The following is an 18796-nucleotide window of genomic DNA, read 5'->3' on the forward strand; positions in this document are numbered from 1 at the left end:
CCAGTGCAATTTTCGAAAATTAAATTCTACTACACAACTATATTGACCCAAGTGATGTTTTTGACAAGTTAACAGTTCAATTTTATATACTTACTTATGTTCAAAAAGTCATTACTCCTCGCTATTTTTGTATATAGTTGTTATTTTTCAATTGCCCAAAAAGGAACAGTTTTTGGCTCAGTCTATGTCCAGGGTAAGCCGGCAGAGTTTGTAACCATTCAGATCAAAGGAACAAGTACTGGTACGGCCACAGACATGAACGGTTCCTATGTTCTGGAAAACATTCCATATGGAATCCATACACTCAAAGCAGATATGGTAGGTATGGAATCAAAAGAGCAGGAAATTAATATCAACGCCAGCCAATCCAGGATCAAACTTGATTTTGAACTGCAGGAATTAGCTATCTCGATCAATGAAATCGTAGTAACTGGTACAAAAACATTCAAAAGAAAATCAGAGACGGCCACTATTGTAAACATCCTGGACAGCAAAACATTGAACAACCTGCAGGTTTGTAACTTATCAGAAGGTTTGAAATTCCAACCAGGATTACGAGTCGAAACGGATTGTCAGACATGTGGTTACTCACAGCTCAGGATGAATGGTTTAGCGGGTGGATATTCTCAGATTTTAATAAATGGCCGCCCTATTTTCAGTCCATTGATGAGCTTGTATGGTATGGAGCAATTGCCGGTCAATATGATAGACCGGATCGAAGTCGTAAGAGGTGGTGGTTCAAGTTTGTATGGGTCAAGTGCTATTGCCGGCACTGTCAACGTGATTACAAAAATTCCGAAAAAAAGCTTTTATGAAATCAGTTCTACTTATCAGAACACAGATGGAGCCAATGATTTAATATTGAATGGCAATACCACTTGGGTCAATGATGCCAAAAATGCAGGTATATCCCTTTTTATGAATCATAGAGACCGAGATTTTTACGATGCCAATGGTGACAACTTTTCAGAATTACCCAAGCTCAAAAGTACATCGATAGGAGCCAACTTCTTTGTTAAACCAGCTGAAAATCAAAAGCTTGAACTTAGTATCAGCAAACTCGACGAATACAGATTTGGTGGTGAAATGACAGAAAAACCTGCCTATCTGACTCTTCAATCAGAAGAAAGAAATCATGACATTTGGTTGGGTAGTGCAGATTATCAGATCAATTTTAATGACGACAATTCTTCGTTCATTACATATGCTGCATTTCAAAACACACTACGAAAACACTATACAGGCGTTTTTCCGGACGAACCCGCGGATATTCAGTCTCACATAGAAAATCCACCTTATGGCACATCAGAAAATGTTACCATTCAGGGAGGAATTCAGTTCAATCATCGGTTGGATGACTTTATGGGAGGTAAAAATGTGCTTACGATGGGAACTGAATATATTTCAGATGATATCCTGGACAAAATTCCGGCATACAGATATCTGATAGACCAGACGAGCAAAGATTGGGGCACATTTTTTCAGAGTGACTGGGAAATCCTGCCTTCACTCAACCTTCTTTCAGGTATCAGGGCTGATAAACACAATCTGGTAAACGGTCTTCTTTTTAGTCCCAGAGCTTCTGTGTTGTACAAACTCAAAGGGACAACACAATTCAGGTTAGGCTATGGAACAGGGTTCAGAGCTCCACAGGCTTTTGATACAGATCTCCATATAGCGTTTGCAGGTGGTGGCGTTTCGCGTGTCCAATTAGACAAAAATCTCAGGCAAGAGAGGTCACAAAGCTGGTCAGCTTCTGTAAATTATGACAAAACCAGTGAAAAATACATTGCAGGCTTTACTATTGAAAGTTTTTATACCCGATTGAAAGATGCATTTGTCCTTGAAAACACCGGTCAAGACGACTTTGGAGAGATTTTTACAAAAAGAAATGGTTCAGCAGCTACAGTACAGGGAGTGACACTGGAGGGAAGGTTGAATTACAATAAAGTGATTCAAATCGAATCGGGTTTTACATTACAATCGAGCAGTTTTGGAGAAGCCGTCAAGTATATTGATGAAGCTCCGGCCATAAATGAGTTTGTAAGAACTCCAAATACATATGGTTTTGCCAATGTGAACCTAAATCCTAATAAAAAGTGGGCTATCAACCTAAATTATATCTACACAGGTGCTATGAAAGTTGTGCATTTTGGCGGAGCTGAAAATTTTTCTGACAATGTCATCATCACCAGCAATCCATTTTCAGAAGTCAGCGCCCGTGCAGCCTACACCATTCATCTTCATAATAAATATGGATCCGATGTAGAGATTTTCGGAGGCGTAAAAAATGTATTCAATGCTTATCAAAATGATTTTGACAAAGGTAAAAACCGAGACAGTAACTATGTCTATGGCCCGGGATTGCCAAGGACATTTTTCGTAGGCATAAAAATTAAAGCCGAGTGATGAAGTCGCCTATTGGTATAAGTATTTGCGCCATATTATTATTTTTCAACACATTAGTCTCTGGCCAGAAAAGATTTTTGTATGCAGGATCTTACTCTGATAAAGACAGTACTGGTATCTATGTGTTTGAATTTGACATGAAAAAAGGAACTATTTCAAAAGTCATACATAGCTACAAAATATCCAATCCCAGCTTTCTGAGTATTTCAAACAATAAAAAATATCTGTTTGCCATTGGCGAAAATCAGGAAGGAAGTGTCACTTCTTATAAAATAGATGCGCGGTCCGGAAGTTTGTCTTATCTGAATACACAGCGTTCCGGTGGCTCAGGGCCCTGTCATGTGGTGACTGATAAGAACGATAATTGGTGCATCATTGGCCATTATGGCAGTGGTGACGGGAGTGTCTTACCTATTCTTTCCGATGGCAAGATGGGTTTACCGACTCAAACATTCAGACATGTGACTGATACCACACAAAAGTCTATAAATCCTCGCGTTCATTCCATCAATATTACACCAAACAACAAAGATGTTTTTGTACCTGATCTTGGATTGGATAAGATTTTACATTTTACTCTCGATAGTAAGAGTGGATTTTTGAAACCGGCACCCAATCCTTACACTACCCTTCCAAAAGGATCAGGCCCAAGACACTTTGCCTTCCATCCACAAGGAAAATATGTTTATTGCATTTTGGAATATACTTCAAAAATTAATGTTTACAAATATCAGAAAGAAGCCTTGGAAGAAACATCCTCAGTTTCTACCCTTCCTGAGAACTACAGTGGAAAAAACTATTGTGCTGATATCCATGTTTCTCCGGACGGAAGATTTGTCTATGGTTCTAACAGAGGACATAATTCTATAGCCATTTTTTCTGTAAACAAAATCTCCGGTGCTCTGACTTTCGCAGGTCACCAATCCACTTTTGGAGATTTTCCCCGCAATTTTGTCATTGATCCATCAGGTAATTTTCTGCTGGTAGCCAATCAAAAAAGTAACAATATCCAAATATTCAGACGGAATCTCCATACCGGTGTATTAACACATATTCAGGAAGTTAAGGATATCCACAAGCCCGTTTGTCTTAAATTTCTTTAAACTTTTACACCACACCTTACAGATTTTTTATACATTTGAGACTTAAACCACAATAGCATGTACAACTTTCTAAAGTCATCACATTCATATTTTGCTTACGTGGCATTTGCTGCCATTATTATAGCTTTGTTGATAGCTATCCTTAGCATGGTCAATAAAAAACCCTACTCCGGATCTAACTTAAAAACGGCTATGTTTGGGATGATTGCTTGTCATATACAATTGCTTTTCGGTTTGGTGCTGTATTTTGTATCCCCATATGGTTTTCAGAACCTCTCGGGAGAAACTATGAAGGATTCGTTTTCCAGGTTACTGGCTGTGGAGCATCCTTTTATCAATATTCTGGCTATCATCATCATCACCATAGGTTTCAACAAAGCCAAAAAGGCCATGGCATCCGGCAGCGGAAATAAGGCTATACTTATATATTATGGCATAGGCTTGTTATTACTACTCAGCAGAGTGCCCTGGAGTCAGTGGTTATAGTTTAGGGTGCATCCCCAGCTCGGCGTAGTATTCACTACGTCGCAGTGTTGCTATGGTTTTGCCATAACTGATACTCCAGATGACACACATAAATTATCTTCAAGTTGAAAACTTGCGCCAGCAAAGGGGGTATTTTTAACGAAGAGATTTGGAAAAAGAGCGACATTTAATTAACTACTTTATCTTGACAGAGCACTAGAAGGATATGTGTGGTTGTATTTCATTTTTTCGCATCACATTAAAAATCATCATTTTTTTTTGCGATTTAGTCAAGATGCCTTAATATATTGCATCGTAGCTAAAAACTACGACGAACAAACGATGCTTAAGAGACATGATCCTGCAGATAAATTACACCCGCCTAACGAGGCAGGAGCGTAGCTCTGTCATCTTTGTAGAAAACATTAGCACCTGAAACATAAGGGGCGTAGCCCTGACATCTTATATTTACCACATCTCTTAAGATCACAGGGCTACGCCCCTATGTGATGGTGTGTGGATATTTTTGCTACAAAGATCACAGGACTACGTCCCTATATTAATCTCGGACATAAAGATTGGAGATAATAGAAGGGTGTATTTCATTTTTTCGCCTCACATTAAAAATAATCAATTTTTTTTGCGATTCTGGCAAGATGCCTTAATATATTGCATCGTAGCTAAAAACTACGACGAACAAACGATGCTTGATAAGAAATCGAGCAAAGTGCGAAAAAATGAAATGCACCTATATGTGTTTAGTGGATAGTAGTAAAGGCACAAGTTGCAAACTTGCGCCAGCAGTGAAATATAACAACTCCGATACTTCAGTAATTAATTCATTTTATAATCCAACCTCAGTCCGAAATTTCTTGGAGCTTCTATCAATGCAGGTCTTAGGGTGTACTCACTATTCAGGATGTTATTTGCCAAAGCTGTGATGGTCAACTTACCCACCTGGTAAGAAATTCTGGTATCTACTAAGGTATAACCATTATTGTTAAAATCACGATATTGGCCTATACCAAAAAGATCGATACTTACGGGCGGAACAGCTTCAAATGCCTTATCAATATTAATCACATGACTTACCCGTTGCACAGATATACCCCATTTAAACTGGCAGTATTTAGCTTCTGCATCTATTTTTGCCTGGTGTTTTGACCTGTATTTCAGTACATTTATTGGTTCTGACACTGAGTTTCTTATCGCTTCTGAAGTATCATAATTTTTATAAACTGGGTCTATGTAAGTATATCCTCCGAGTACCGTAATGGGAATTCCTAAAAGGTTTACCTGTCCAGACACACTGACTTCATAACCCGATATTCGTGTATTTCCGATATTCTGAGGCTGAAATCCGAATTTATTGGGCTCAAAAACAAAAGTAAATTCTATCATATCATTGTACTCCGATATAAAACCTGCAAAATCCACATATCCTTTAAATCCACCCAAAGAAAATCCTTGCTTATAACCCAATTCTGACGACCATCCGGTCTCCGGCTGAAGAAAAGGATTGGCAAAAATTGAAAAATTGCCAAAAGATGTGGTCACGAATCGTTCCGTTAAAGTTGGGTATCGGTAACCCTGACCTAAGGAAAGCCTCAATGAAGAATATTCGCTCACGCTGTAGTTGGCAGTCACCCTGGATATCCATCTGTCATCTGATACACTTCCGCCGGGGATCACGTCACCTTTGAAATTTTCAGGGCTCCGCTGCCCGATATATTCATACCGGATACCGGCGGCAAGGGTGAGTTTGTCAATTGTTTTGTCCAATTGCAGGTAAGAAGCATAATTATGTGCCGTAAACAGAGTATCTCCCAGTATTTCAGAGTCCACACTTGTCCAAGCGCCTACCACACCTGTCGTAAGGATCAACTTTGCTTTTGTAAAATTGCGTTGAAACTGATATTCCGTGTATTGATTGGTCGATTTATTGGATTGGTTGGTGTTGTTGCGATTATCCACAAGAATCGTTCGTGTCATGAACCTGTGCTTATTATTTTTTTTGTCAAGATAGGTCAATGAAGGGTCAAGGTAAATGCGTCTTGATGTTCTGTCAGACACAGTGCCGGTATATGGCCTCATCGCTCCTGATGCCGGGTTTGCCCATAGGAAAAAACTATTACTTTTCGAAAAATTACCTAAAAGTCCCATTTGCGCAGTCAATCGGTCAGTGATCCTGTACCGGAAATTCAAATTGCCACGTCCCCGACTCTCATTTGTAAATTGATTGAATCCCTCTGATTTATTATACAATCCGCTTGCAATCACATCCAGCTTACCTAATTTCTGTTTATGTACAAAGGTGAAATTGCTTTCGTATCGCAACGTATCATTCCACCATTTTTTAGTGTCATCTTTTGGAGATGCAAACACTGTGGCCGCAGCTGAAAATCGGGTTTCAGGTTTTGATGTGGCATACGACGACCTGAAATTGACAATACCGTTCAATGCGGCAGATCCGTAAAGGGTCGATGCAGCACCTTTGAGCACTTCTATCTGAGATAGATTTTCTATGGGTATATCATTCCAGTTGGGAAAACCGGCATCCGGTTGTAAAGCAGGGACATCATCCACAAGTAGCATCACCCTGCTTCCGGCACCATAGGAATACCCTGATCCACCTCTTATATTAGCCTGTCCGTCCAGCACTTGCACCCCTGGAATTTTATTTAATATTTCATCTGAAGTGGTTGCATTGACAGATCGAAGGAGATCCGACTTCAGGATGTCAATAGATATTGTGCTTTTAGCAATATTCTGTTCATATTTTGAACCCGTCACAGTGATTTGATCCAGCATAAGGTCCAATGCTTCCATGTACACTTCTGAAGGAACCGATGTTGCATCTTTATACTCTACAATCATAGTTTTATACCCTACATAACTCAAAGTTAGGATGACAGGCATCTTACTTATATCGAGTAAAAAATTTCCGTCTAAGTCAGTATAGTACCCCTTATCATCATGAGCTATGTTAACTCCATAAAGAGGATTCTTGTCCAGTTTATCTTTTATGGTGACACTTACGGTCTGAGCTATAGACATCGATAAACACATCAAAGTACATATCAGGCTACTGGCTAATGACTTCATATTCTTGCTCATGTCTTGATTTTTGTGATAAAAGTAAGTAAAAGATGGGAATAATGTGTTGATGTGTCTTTCATATTTAATTTTGATATTCAAAATTGTAAAATGCATTTTTAACTATAATATTCTATTTTCACAATGATTCTCCGTATTTTCTTATTTTTGTGATTAATATAACTAAAATCATTTGATTTTATTTTTTGGCAATAGATTTGTAATACAGATCACTCACAAGTTATAAAAAATGATGCCCATGAAGGTAAAAGAAATATTTGAGTCCATGGAATACGGACCGGCTCCTGAAAGCAATAAAGAAAGCTTAGCATTTCTGGAAAGTCACAAGAGAAAATTTGGCCTTTTCATCAATGGCAAATGGACAAAACCTTCCTCCGGTGAGTATTTTGAAAGTATCAATCCCTCTACAAAAGAAAAACTGGCGGACGTCTCTGAAGGTAATAACAAAGACGTGGACTCGGCGGTCAATGCAGCAGAAAAAGCACTAAAGCCGTGGGTCAACCTTGGCGGACACGGCAGGGCAAGGTATCTGTATGCCCTCGCAAGACAGATTCAAAAGCACTCAAGACTATTTGCGGTTTTGGAGTCTATGGACAATGGTAAGCCCATTAGGGAGACCAGAGATATTGATATTCCATTGGTGGCACGACATTTTTACCATCATGCAGGATGGGCCCAACTAATGGATACTGAGATGAAGGATTATAAGGAAATTGGAGTCATTGGCCAGATCATTCCGTGGAATTTTCCTTTACTGATGTTATCATGGAAGATAGCCCCGGCACTTGCCATGGGAAACACCGTGATCCTTAAGCCTGCCGAATTCACTTCATTGACCGCATTGCTTTTTGCTGATATTTGTAAGAAGATAGGTTTGCCTGACGGCGTGGTCAATGTCGTCACCGGACACGGTGATACTGGAGCCGCTATAGTCAATCATCCTGCTGTTAAAAAAATAGCCTTTACAGGTTCTACCGAAGTAGGTAAAATCATCAGAAAAGCCACAGCCGGTTCAGGCAAAAAGATCTCTCTGGAATTGGGTGGAAAATCTCCGTTTATTGTGTTTGAAGATGCTGATCTGGATAGCGTGGTCGAAGGTGTAGTGGATGCGATTTGGTTTAACCAAGGTCAGGTATGTTGTGCGGGATCTAGGCTTCTTGTACAGGAAAGCATTGCCGAAAAACTCTATAAAAAAATACGGGCTCGTATGGAAACTCTTCGCGTTGGCAATTCTTTAGATAAATGTATTGATATAGGCGCTATAGTTGCTCCTGTTCAATTGAAAGTCATCGAGGATTTGGTCCAGAAAGGAGTAGAAGAAGGAAATGATATCTGGCAGCCTTCCTGGGCATGCCCGACAGAAGGTTTCTTTTATCCGCCTACCCTATTTACTGAAGTATCACCTTCGTCTACAATAGCCTTGGTTGAAATTTTTGGTCCCGTCCTTGTTGCGATGAGTTTCAGATCACATAGTGAAGCTGTAAAACTGGCCAACCATACCCGATTTGGTTTGGCAGCCAGTATATGGACTGAAAATATCAATCTTGCTCTGGACATCGCCCCACAGATAAAGGCCGGTACAGTTTGGATCAATTGTACCAATGTATTTGATGCTGCATCGGGTTTTGGTGGATACAGAGAATCCGGATTTGGCAGAGAAGGTGGTAAGGAAGGCTTGTATGAATATGTAAAACATAAGACTGAAAATGATTTTTCTGATACCCCAAAAAAGCTAAAGGCTGTTGAAGCTTCAAAAAAGAACGGTAGTTCAGGTACACTACCCACCATCGACAGAACTCCCAAAATTTTTGTTGGCGGCAAACAAGTCAGACCGGACGGAGGTAATAGTATTGGAGTTAAAGATGCGTTCGGCATACACATCGCAGAAGTGCCAAAAGGAAGAAGAAAAGATATCCGAAACGCAGTAGAATCCGCACATGCCTGCACTTCATGGGGGACAATGACAGGACATGCCAAAGCTCAGGTATTATATTACATAGCTGAAAATCTATATACACGAGCTTCTGAATTTGCTGCAAGAATCATGTTGCAAACCAATCAGAACCAGTCTGATGCAGATAAAGAAGTAGCTGCAAGTATTGACCGTATATATACCTATGCAGCATGGGCGGACAAATATGATGGCCATGTACATCATACTACAAGCAGGAATGTCACATTGGCTATGCCTGAAAAAGTAGGTGTCATCGGCATAGTATGTCCTGATGAAGCTCCGCTTTTGGGCTTTATTTCTACTGTGATTCCTGCCTTGACAATGGGTAATACAGTGGTGGTGATTCCGTCTGAAACTTCACCATTATCAGTTACTGACTTTTATCAGATATTAGAGACTTCAGATGTTCCTGCCGGAGCTGTAAATATTGTCACAGGAGGTAAAGATGAGTTGTCCAAAGAACTGGCAAAACACGATGATGTGGATGGACTATGGTATTTTGGTACCGCTCAGGGAAGCAAGGATATCGAACTACTGTCAGCTGACAACCTCAAACGCACATGGGTAAATGATGGAAAATACAGGGATTGGATGGACAAATCTCAGAGCGAAGGTTATGAATTTTTAAGACATGCCACTGAGATAAAAAACATTTGGATACCATATGGAGCATAATCCAAATCGCCTTATAAAAATAACCGGCATGGTTGGGGCATTAGCTGTAATATTGGGAGCTTTTGCGGCTCATGGCTTGAAACAGCACTTGAATGACGCTCAAATAGACACATTCAAAACAGGTTCTTTGTATCAGTTTGTGCATGTACTTGCTATGTTTATCATAGCCTTACATATTAAAGAAAGTCCACTGTTACAACGTAGTTTTTATCTTTTCCTGACAGGTATCATTCTATTCAGTGGCTCTTTATATATATTGAGCACAAAGCATTTATATGGTGGAGATAGTTGGAATTTTGTTGGTCCTGTGACTCCCATAGGTGGTGTCTTTTTTATTTTGGGATGGCTCAATCTTGTATTTACAACTAAAAAATAGCCATTCAGGTTCGGACAATTTCCTTTCACTAACTGATGGTCGTGGTCTGTGACTTCGATCCCATAAATCAATAATTTGCCATTTGTTAACTCGATTTGAAAACATATTTTACGGCTTATGTGGACCTGCCTTTTTACTTCCGAATCTATTTTTATTATTTGATTTCTGGTGGGGTTTATTGGAACTTCCTGATGAAGGCCTTCCGCTGGATGATCTGCCACGCTGAAAACTACTTTTTGGTCTGGATAAAGACCATTCAGGACTTTGGCCAATATAGGCAGGAATGGGAAGTTTTACGATGGTAGTATCTATGAGCTTTTCGATAGCAGCAAATTTGTACATTTCGTCTTCATTGACCAAAGTGATGGCCACTCCTGTAGCATCAGCTCGTGCTGTTCGCCCTATTCTGTGGACATAATCCTCACCATCTCCCGGGACATGGTAGTTGACTACCAAATGAACATCTTTAATATCAATACCACGCGCAAATACATCCGTAGCAACAAGGACGCGAATCTGTTTGGCCCTGAATCTGTTGACAACTTCTTCCCGTTGGGTTTGCTCAAGATCGGATGAAATACCTTCTACCGCATAACCTTTTCCAGACAAGCTTCTTACGATTTCATTGACTGATTTCTTTGTGGACGAAAACACAATTATGCTTTCCAGATTGGGCTTATCTTTGATTAAATCATTAATGAGAGTAGACTTATGGATATCATTAACTAAGTAAGCAGTTTGTAGAACTCTTTCTGATGGTTTGGAGACCGCAAGTGTTATTTCATATGGATCGATCAGGTTTTGTTTGGCCAAAACTCTCATTTTGGGCGGCATGGTGGCACTAAACATCAAAGTCTGCCTCTTTTTTGGCAATGAAGCTATAATTTTCTGTATGTCATCATAAAAACCCATATCCAGCATTCGGTCTGCTTCATCGAGAATCAGATATTTTAGCTTATTGAATTTCACATTGCCCATATTGATATGGCTTATAAGTTTCCCGGGAGTGGCGATGATGATGTCAGCATTGGCTAATGCTTTCTTTTGTGTTTCCCATTCTGCGCCCGAACCACCTCCATAAATTGCCATGGATGATGCATGAACAAAATAGGCAAAAGCCTGAATCTGCTGATCAATCTGAACAGCCAATTCGCGCGTCGGAACTATGACCAAAGTGCTTGTGCCATCATGCGGATCAGAGGCCATGTTGTGGATCAATGGTAGCATAAATGCAGCAGTTTTCCCTGTTCCTGTCTGAGCGCATGCAATCAGATCCTTTCCTTTAAGTATTTGAGGAATCGCTTTTTCCTGTATAGGTGTAGCCTGATCAAACCCCATGTAAGATATAGCTTCAAGTATCTTTTCATCCAGGCCAAGTTCTGCAAAAGTCATTGTAATGTTGAGTTTAATGTCAAAGTCCAAATATTAAAAAAAGTACCGAACTTCGAACTTTGTATTATAAAAATGCAAATATACAAAATATTGTGCATAAGGTATTAATTCACCTTAGAGTATGTTTAAATTTTGTTTTTGGATAATAAAATGAACTTATTTAGAGAGAAAAGAAGCAAATTTTGCAGTCCGCCGCGGCGGATAGGCAATTCGATGAAAAATTTAATAAATTTGCAGCCAAAATAAGACATTTTATTGCTAAAGGATTAATTTTAAACATACTCTTATTTAGGGTGAATAATGAACTGCACTTTTTCAGTGTTACTATTAATAAGGTATTTTACAGTACTAAATACTAGGGGCATAGCCCTATAATCTTTGTATTCAAGAGCTCCAAAACATATAATCAGGGGCGTTAGCCCTATAATCTTAAAACAATTTCAGCATCATTAATGATATCAGGGCTACGCCCCTTATTATCAATTAGTTAGTTATTTTTACAAAGATATCAGAGCTAACGCTCCTTCTTTCAATAAAATTTTCACTATTAACCGACTTAAATTATAATTCATCAAATTTCACCTATAAACAACTGACTGTCAATGACCATTGTTTAAGACTTCCTTTAGTACCCCCATATTTTAAAAGATCGATAATTGAGGACAGGGTGATTTATTTTTTTGTCTTTGTGGCTTTTACATAAGTTCTGCGGCTGTTTTCAACCATCCAGATTACATCTATGAGGCTTATCATATGGATCCTCACCAATGCTGCCACTGTAGAGAAGGCTTTTTTTGTTTCGGATTTTACTTTTAGTATCAGGAGTAGTAATTGTGCTATCAATGTGCACCATATTTGTGTCTTTATCCCGTTTTCTGTTTCTGAATAGAAAAGTGCAATTGAAAATTTTGTTTCAATTTCTTGAACAGGAGCTCTATATTCCACCTGAGTTTATATATATAAGCTACTTCTTCTTTTTTATTTCAAAGTTATTGGTGATAAACTCATATACCCTTCCTTTTTCGTCTTTGTACGTGACTTTCCTCAAACACAACGCTTTTTCTTCTCCGTTGTCCTTGTATTTAAGGTGTATGTGTTCTTCTTTCAAGACACCATATTCTGTGTCGTTCAGTTCTTTACAATATGTTTGTTCTATGATGTCATACACTGCATTTTTCTTCAATCTACATACAAAATTGATCTTCTTGCCTGTAAATTTAGCAAATTGGAGGTAATGGTTATAAGCCCTGTCAAACACCACCATACTATGCTCGGGAAGGTTTAGGTATTGAATAAAAGTTTTATCATGACATTTGGCTTCGCTGATCTTTACAAACGCAGGGGTATCAGCGTGTGCATCAATGAGCATATGGACTTTGAGCCCACCTTTCTTCCTGCCGTCATCCTTTGGATTGCGCCCCACACCTTTCATAATATCAGAAAATAGTCTAATGGTACTCGAATCAAAGATAAATAGGTCGCTGAATGATACATTATTAATGCGGCTGACCGACAAAATTGGCTTAAAATGTTGCGGAAGTTCAAAGTACAGCTTTTCAAAAAACACGTTGTCTCGTTCTCTCAATCCATCACCAGCAGTACTTCTGGCAGGTGACGATTTAAGTCCAAGATGATTTAATTTACCTTGCATTCCCATCATTCCATCACATATTTCACCCATAGAATCACATCTGCTAAATATTCCGAAAAGCATAGTGATCAGTTGCGTCCAAGCAGGGAATGACCTATAATGCTTATCTGTTTTGTGGGTTAGTGCTAATACTGCAAACTTATCTTTTGGTATAAAATCAATCAATTGTTTGAAAATTGGCTGACCGACTAATTTTTTTTGAGTTATCTTTGACTGTCATACTTAGTGTGTTTGGTAGCCAAAAGGTATGACAAAAGGGTTAATCTTTGAGGTTAACCCGCTTTTTTATTTTTTAAGTCGGTTAGTAGTGTTAAATTTTATAATATCAATCTATCTATACAAATTCAAATTTTCTTCCTCGCTACCCTTATTCCCTTAAGAGCTTGTCAATCTACGCTTGAGACGACCCGCCCAATTCAACCATGTTTTTACATTCACGTAAAATTGGGGTCACAACTGTTGGGTTAACCCAACAGTTTCCAATCAATTGGGAATTCTGTATAATTTAACAAAGTAGAACTAAATCTAGTTGCACCAATGATTCACTTCACAAAATCAAACAGGGAAAACCCATTTTCATGAATTTTCCCTGTTTAAAAAATTGTTTATATCTGATGTGAACTTACATAATATTGAAACTTTTAGTGCAGCACAATTTTTTTAGAAATTCTTTTCTTATCGCTTATAAGTGTAATTATGTGTACTCCCTGATTAAAATCTCCTTTAAGGATCAAAATCTGGTTTGAATTGTTTTTGATAACTTGTTGACTAGCTAATAGTCTTCCGCTTATATCCGCTATACTCAATACTGCATCCTGATCTAAAACAATATTTTTTATATCAACAATAACTGAATTGGATTCATTTTGTGTGACGATCATATCGTTATTAATGTCTGCTTCAAAATCTGTGGAAGCCGGAATCCCAACATTAACTACATTAGCATTGAAGAATATGTATTTTGAGCCAACTTTATTCCAGATGATGGCTACCACTTTGATTTTATCCCTTGTGGCATTTACATTGGCTAGTGAAGCATCCACATTAAAAACGGCACCTTTAGCAACAGCTCCGGTTTTTAGTGTTTTACCAAATGTAGTGGGTAACAATGATTGTCTCAATACATTTCTGTGAAGAGGTGTACCGGTCCTGCTGGACTGAAAATTCAAAACATCTTCGACCAAATACAGACCAAGATAATAGTCGCCACCCTCTACTGCCTCAAGAAATTCCACTTTTGCTTTAGCCGTCAAGGTCTTGGTGCTACTATTTAGAGTAGCATCCACTCCGACACCTGCAAAAACTGATTGTGTGGCTTTAAAATCCATGGCAATTTTTATATCTCTTATTCTTTCTGCTATATTGGAACTGTTTACATTGAGATTGGAACCATCCATATAAAAAATGGGTTGACCAGTACCAGAAAAATTATCTCCGAATTCGGTAGCCGTTTGATTCAGAAGATCACCGCTATGATGCACCGCCATAAAAATCAGGTTTTGATCTGCATAGGTGCTAAATATCTCATCTTTCATATTCCATCCCCATGTGCCGCAGAAAGGGCACCACGAAGCAGTTCTCTCATGAACAAGGGTCCAGTTTTTCTTGCTCACCTGTTGGCTGTTAATGCCGGATGCAAATAAAATCGTCAATGTAAATGTAAAAAACCAGGTTTTCATATTTTAATTATTTAGTTTGTTTATTTGTTAAAAATTCCACTTTTGGAGATGAACATCAGATTCTGTAAACATCAATCATTCTCCAATTCTCTCATTTTATCATTTTCTAATTTCATCATTCTCTCATCCACTCATTATTTATATCCCCAGGAAGTTCCTTCTTTTCCGTCTTTGATTTGAATGTTTATTCCACCCAGTGCATCTCTAATTTTATCAGATGTGCCCCAGTCCTTATTATTCCTTGCCTGATGACGTAAATCAATGACCAAATCCATCAATCCTTCCACCGGACCTGCATTGCTTTCTGATTCATCTTTCAACCCAAAAACATCAAAAATTATTGCCTTCATGGTGCTTTTTATTTTCTCAATCGTGGCATGCGAAATTTCGGAAACAGCTATTTGTCCTTCTTTAACACTATTAATCATTGTCACGAGTTCAAACAATCCGGCAATGGCTTTGGGAGTATTAAAATCATCATTCATATCTTCAAAAATGCCGTCAATGATACCTTCCGCTTTTTTATCAAGCTCAGTATGACCTGTTGATGAAGCTGATAAATTCGATAGATTTTTATACGCATCCATCAGCCTCTTAAAACCTTTTTCAGATGCTGATAGCGCTTCGTTCGTCAAGTCATTGGGTGACCTGTAGTGGGATTGCAGCATAAAAAATCGTACCACCATCGGACTGTATCCCTTACTTACATGCACACTGTCACCTGCAAATAGTTCAACCGGCGAAATGGTATTGCCATCACTTTTGGACATTTTTTTACCATTCATCAGCAACATATTGGTATGAAGCCAATAGTTTGCAGGCTGGCAACCACAAGCCCCAACATTCTGAGCGATTTCATTTTCATGATGAGGAAATTTCAAATCATTTCCACCACCGTGTATATCAAACTGAAGTCCGAGATACTTTGTACTCATGGCACTACACTCCAGATGCCAACCAGGAAAACCCACCGACCAAGGTGAATTCCATTTCATAAGGTGTTCATCTGAAGCTTTCATCCAAATGGCAAAGTCGGATGGATGGTTTTTTTCGTCCTGATTTTTAAGATTATCTCTTGATTCAGAAATGAGCTCTTCAATCACCCTGCCAGATAGTTTCCCGTATTCGCCGGTTTTCTCTGCAAATTTTATTGTGTCAAAATAAACCGAACCATTTCTCGTATAAGCAAATCCACGATCGATGATGCTTTGTACCATCTCTATCTGCTCAAGGATGTGGCCTGTAGCCCTGGGCTCAATACTCGGTGGTAAAGTATTAAAAATCCGCATCATATCATGAAAACCAACAGTGTATTTCTGTGCAACTTCCATGGGCTCCAGATTATCAGCCTTTGACCCCTTGGACATTCTGTCTTCTCCGTCATCAAGCAAGTGACCGACATCCGTAATGTTTCTCACATACCTGACTTTATAGCCTAAGTGAAGCAAATATCTGTATATCATGTCAAAGCTCATAAATGTCCGGCAGTTGCCCAAATGTACATCACTATATACTGTAGGACCGCAGACATACATCCCTACGAAACCTTGATGAATAGGCTTAAAAACTTCTTTTTGCCTTGTGAGGCTATTATATACAGTCAATATTGAATTCATGAAAAATGAGTTTAAAAGATAAAGATCTGAATACAGCTTCGTTTATCCTGACGTAAAGAAGGACAAAGATATTATAACTAATGCATATATATTGTTAATTTCTTGTAAAATGAAAAAAGAAAATTGATGCAGAATCTTTTATCAATTATATGATGCTATCCAATTGTTATTATCTTTGTGCCACATTTCATAATCAAAAAATCAAAATGGGACACGGACTATTAAAAGGTAAAAAAGGAATCATTTTCGGAGCTTTAGACAGCAAATCCATAGCGTGGAAAGTAGCAGAAAGATGTGTAGAAGAAGGAGCACAGATCGTATTGACAAATGCTCCTGTAGCCATGAGACTGGGAGAGATCAATGAGCTGGCAACAAAACTCAATTGTCAGATCATACCTGCAGACGCCACAAGCATCGAAGATCTTGAAAACCTGATATCGAAATCAATGGAAATCCTTGGGGGAAAGCTTGATTTTGTATTACACTCTATTGGTATGTCCATCAATGTTCGTAAAAAGAAAGACTATACTGATCTCAATTATGAATGGATGAAAACCACATTTGATGTGTCAGCCATCTCATTTCATAAAGTGATGCAAACAGCGATGAAAATGGAAGCTATGAATGAGTGGGGATCTATTCTGGCACTTACCTATATTGCTGCACAAAGAACGTTCCCTGATTACAGCGAAATGGCAGAATCCAAAGCTCTTTTAGAAAGTTTTGCACGAAGTTTTGGATATCATTGGGCTAAAAAAGCTAAGGTGCGAGTCAATACCATTTCACAATCTCCGACAGTGACTACAGCTGGCTCAGGAGTAAAAGGTTTTGGTGATTTCTTCGGATATGCAGACAAGATGTCGCCTTTGGGCAATGCGAGTGCTGATGCATGTGCGGACTATTGTGTGACAATGTTTTCCGATATGACCCGAATGGTGACCATGCAAAATCTATTCCATGACGGAGGATTCAGCAGCATGGGTATGGCTCCTGAGATTTTGGAAGACTAAATAATTTATATTTGCCAGTCAATGGGTGATTTCCCAACAGAGATCAGATATTGATTTGCTTTACTGAAATGTTTACAGCCCTGAAATGCATTGCCCGCGAGTGGAGAAGGGTGAGCAGCTTCCAGCACCTTATGTTTGGCGTCATCGATCAGTGATTTTTTGTTTTTTGCAAAATTGCCCCAAAGCATAAATACAATGTTTTTATATTGGGTGGAAAGTTGTTGTATTGTATGATCCGTAAAGGACTGCCAACCATAGTCTCTGTGCGATGCAGGCTTGTTCTTCTCAACAGTCAAAACAGCATTGAGCAGAAATACTCCTTGTTGAGTCCATGATGTGAGGTCACCATGAACAGGAATTTTAAAACCGGTGTCATTGGCTAGTTCTTTGTAAATATTTCTTAATGACGGTGGAACTGTGACGCCTTTAGGTACTGAAAAGCTCAATCCCATAGCTTCTCCGGGATTATGATATGGGTCTTGTCCTATGATGACAACTTTTACATCTGATGGTGACACACTATTATAAGCATTGAAAATCAAATGTCCCGGAGGGAAAACCGTTTTACCATTCAATTTATCGGACTTTAGCCGCTCGGCCAGCTGATCAAAATAGGGTGATAAAAACTCATCTTTTAATGCATCTCGCCAGGATGGAGCAATTTGGACTGATTCTGGATTCATCATTTCACTTTATATCATCAACAAAATATCTGTACACACTCTGCAGCATCGGATGTGCAATGGCTGGGTTTTTGATCATCCTGTAATAGTCTTCAACAATTTCTGCCTGTTGCTCAAAATTAAAATCCATCAGCCTGCCTTTGTTGAGCATCACTTTGTATAGGTTTTCTATGCCACCATAATCATATCCTTCCTTGCTTTTTTGTGCTTTGAATGCTCGACCAATATAGACACTCCCATATATCTGATATTGCCATATATGGACTAACTCGTGAACAAGGATTTCTTTTTTTATTTTTTGATAATAATTGATAGTATTAAAACTGACATACGCCAATGCAACGGTCTCAATACCAATTTTTGCCTTATCATCAATTCGTATTTTCGAATAATCGATCGCATTGCCGAAAATCCTTCTGGCCAATGTTAGTTCGTCGTTATTCAACCCTCGAATATTCCACTTGGCCAAGCGAGTCACAAATTGTTGAATTTCAGCAATTCCAGCAATATCAAGTATATAAAAAATCAAATCAAACAACCACTCTTTGATACCATCAGGTTTGCATGGGTGTTGATAAGCGCCTTCATAAATAAAATATACCAAATGTTTTAAGATACGTTTGAATCTTGTTGGAAAAAGTAAAATGATATCCAATAACTCCATGA

At 38.7% G+C, this 18796-nt stretch carries 14 protein-coding genes; 6 read left to right on the forward strand and 8 right to left on the reverse strand.

The genetic code is table 11. From position 1 onward, the window contains the following. The first annotated feature begins 96 nt into the window (after positions 1–96). From IPK35_13785 to IPK35_13795, 3 genes are read left to right on the forward strand one after another with little or no spacing between them, the layout of a single operon-like run. Positions 97–2409 carry a TonB-dependent receptor gene (locus tag IPK35_13785; GenBank protein MBK8054296.1) on the forward strand — a complete coding sequence of 771 codons (2313 nt, stop codon included), beginning with the start codon at positions 97–99 and terminating at the stop codon, positions 2407–2409. Next, on the forward strand, positions 2409–3512 hold the full coding sequence (locus tag IPK35_13790; GenBank protein MBK8054297.1) for a lactonase family protein: 1104 nt from the start codon (positions 2409–2411) through the stop codon (positions 3510–3512). The genes IPK35_13785 and IPK35_13790 overlap by 1 nt, the downstream gene beginning before the upstream one ends. 57 nt (positions 3513–3569) lie before the next feature. Continuing rightward, positions 3570–3998 (forward strand): hypothetical protein, encoded by a 429-nt coding sequence (locus IPK35_13795; GenBank protein MBK8054298.1) that lies wholly within the window; start codon positions 3570–3572, stop codon positions 3996–3998. Positions 3999–4811: 813 nt separating this feature from the next. On the opposite strand, the gene IPK35_13800 is transcribed toward IPK35_13795, so the two are convergent. Continuing rightward, positions 4812–7094, reverse strand: coding sequence for a TonB-dependent receptor (locus tag IPK35_13800; GenBank protein ID MBK8054299.1), 2283 nt, complete (start codon positions 7092–7094; stop codon positions 4812–4814). A gap of 238 nt (positions 7095–7332) precedes the next feature. Between IPK35_13800 and IPK35_13805 the strand changes: the two genes are divergently transcribed. Beyond that, a complete protein-coding gene (locus IPK35_13805; GenBank protein ID MBK8054300.1) occupies positions 7333–9723 on the forward strand; it encodes an aldehyde dehydrogenase family protein in 2391 nt (796 codons plus the stop codon). Continuing rightward, positions 9713–10099, forward strand: coding sequence for a DUF423 domain-containing protein (locus tag IPK35_13810; protein MBK8054301.1), 387 nt, complete (start codon positions 9713–9715; stop codon positions 10097–10099). The genes IPK35_13805 and IPK35_13810 overlap by 11 nt, the downstream gene beginning before the upstream one ends. 108 nt (positions 10100–10207) lie before the next feature. Here IPK35_13810 and IPK35_13815 read toward each other — a convergent pair whose 3' ends face one another. The 5 genes from IPK35_13815 to IPK35_13835 form a co-directional block, all read right to left on the reverse strand. Beyond that, positions 10208–11491 carry a DEAD/DEAH box helicase gene (locus tag IPK35_13815; GenBank protein ID MBK8054302.1) on the reverse strand — a complete coding sequence of 428 codons (1284 nt, stop codon included), beginning with the start codon at positions 11489–11491 and terminating at the stop codon, positions 10208–10210. A gap of 863 nt (positions 11492–12354) precedes the next feature. Continuing rightward, positions 12355–12450 carry a hypothetical protein gene (locus IPK35_13820; protein MBK8054303.1) on the reverse strand — a complete coding sequence of 32 codons (96 nt, stop codon included), beginning with the start codon at positions 12448–12450 and terminating at the stop codon, positions 12355–12357. Between the two features lie 5 nt (positions 12451–12455). Further along, on the reverse strand, positions 12456–13307 hold the full coding sequence (locus tag IPK35_13825) for an IS4 family transposase (GenBank protein ID MBK8054304.1): 852 nt from the start codon (positions 13305–13307) through the stop codon (positions 12456–12458). 476 nt (positions 13308–13783) lie between these two features. Further along, positions 13784–14821 (reverse strand): T9SS type A sorting domain-containing protein, encoded by a 1038-nt coding sequence (locus tag IPK35_13830; GenBank protein ID MBK8054305.1) that lies wholly within the window; start codon positions 14819–14821, stop codon positions 13784–13786. Between the two features lie 134 nt (positions 14822–14955). Next, positions 14956–16437, reverse strand: coding sequence for a cysteine--tRNA ligase (locus IPK35_13835; protein ID MBK8054306.1), 1482 nt, complete (start codon positions 16435–16437; stop codon positions 14956–14958). Positions 16438–16643: 206 nt separating this feature from the next. Between IPK35_13835 and IPK35_13840 the strand changes: the two genes are divergently transcribed. Beyond that, on the forward strand, positions 16644–17447 hold the full coding sequence (locus IPK35_13840) for an SDR family oxidoreductase (GenBank protein MBK8054307.1): 804 nt from the start codon (positions 16644–16646) through the stop codon (positions 17445–17447). A gap of 5 nt (positions 17448–17452) precedes the next feature. On the opposite strand, the gene ung is transcribed toward IPK35_13840, so the two are convergent. Together ung and IPK35_13850 are read right to left on the reverse strand one after the other, a co-directional pair. Then, positions 17453–18133 (reverse strand): uracil-DNA glycosylase, encoded by a 681-nt coding sequence (gene ung, locus IPK35_13845; GenBank protein ID MBK8054308.1) that lies wholly within the window; start codon positions 18131–18133, stop codon positions 17453–17455. Position 18134: 1 nt separating this feature from the next. Beyond that, positions 18135–18794, reverse strand: coding sequence for a hypothetical protein (locus IPK35_13850; protein ID MBK8054309.1), 660 nt, complete (start codon positions 18792–18794; stop codon positions 18135–18137). Between the last annotated feature and the right edge of the window lie 2 nt (positions 18795–18796).

The organism is Saprospiraceae bacterium, assembly GCA_016713025.1.
Taxonomy (GTDB): Bacteria; Bacteroidota; Bacteroidia; order Chitinophagales; family Saprospiraceae; genus OLB9.

Coding starts and splice junctions, on each gene's coding strand:
- IPK35_13785 (MBK8054296.1), top strand. CDS start 97: ATGTTCAAAAAGTCATTACTCCTCGCTATTTTTGTATATAGTTGTTAT.
- IPK35_13850 (MBK8054309.1), bottom strand. CDS start 18,794: ATGGAGTTATTGGATATCATTTTACTTTTTCCAACAAGATTCAAACGT.
- IPK35_13805 (MBK8054300.1), top strand. CDS start 7,333: ATGAAGGTAAAAGAAATATTTGAGTCCATGGAATACGGACCGGCTCCT.
- IPK35_13795 (MBK8054298.1), top strand. CDS start 3,570: ATGTACAACTTTCTAAAGTCATCACATTCATATTTTGCTTACGTGGCA.
- ung (MBK8054308.1), bottom strand. CDS start 18,133: ATGATGAATCCAGAATCAGTCCAAATTGCTCCATCCTGGCGAGATGCA.
- IPK35_13815 (MBK8054302.1), bottom strand. CDS start 11,491: ATGACTTTTGCAGAACTTGGCCTGGATGAAAAGATACTTGAAGCTATA.
- IPK35_13810 (MBK8054301.1), top strand. CDS start 9,713: ATGGAGCATAATCCAAATCGCCTTATAAAAATAACCGGCATGGTTGGG.
- IPK35_13790 (MBK8054297.1), top strand. CDS start 2,409: ATGAAGTCGCCTATTGGTATAAGTATTTGCGCCATATTATTATTTTTC.
- IPK35_13830 (MBK8054305.1), bottom strand. CDS start 14,821: ATGAAAACCTGGTTTTTTACATTTACATTGACGATTTTATTTGCATCC.
- IPK35_13840 (MBK8054307.1), top strand. CDS start 16,644: ATGGGACACGGACTATTAAAAGGTAAAAAAGGAATCATTTTCGGAGCT.
- IPK35_13835 (MBK8054306.1), bottom strand. CDS start 16,437: ATGAATTCAATATTGACTGTATATAATAGCCTCACAAGGCAAAAAGAA.
- IPK35_13800 (MBK8054299.1), bottom strand. CDS start 7,094: ATGAGCAAGAATATGAAGTCATTAGCCAGTAGCCTGATATGTACTTTG.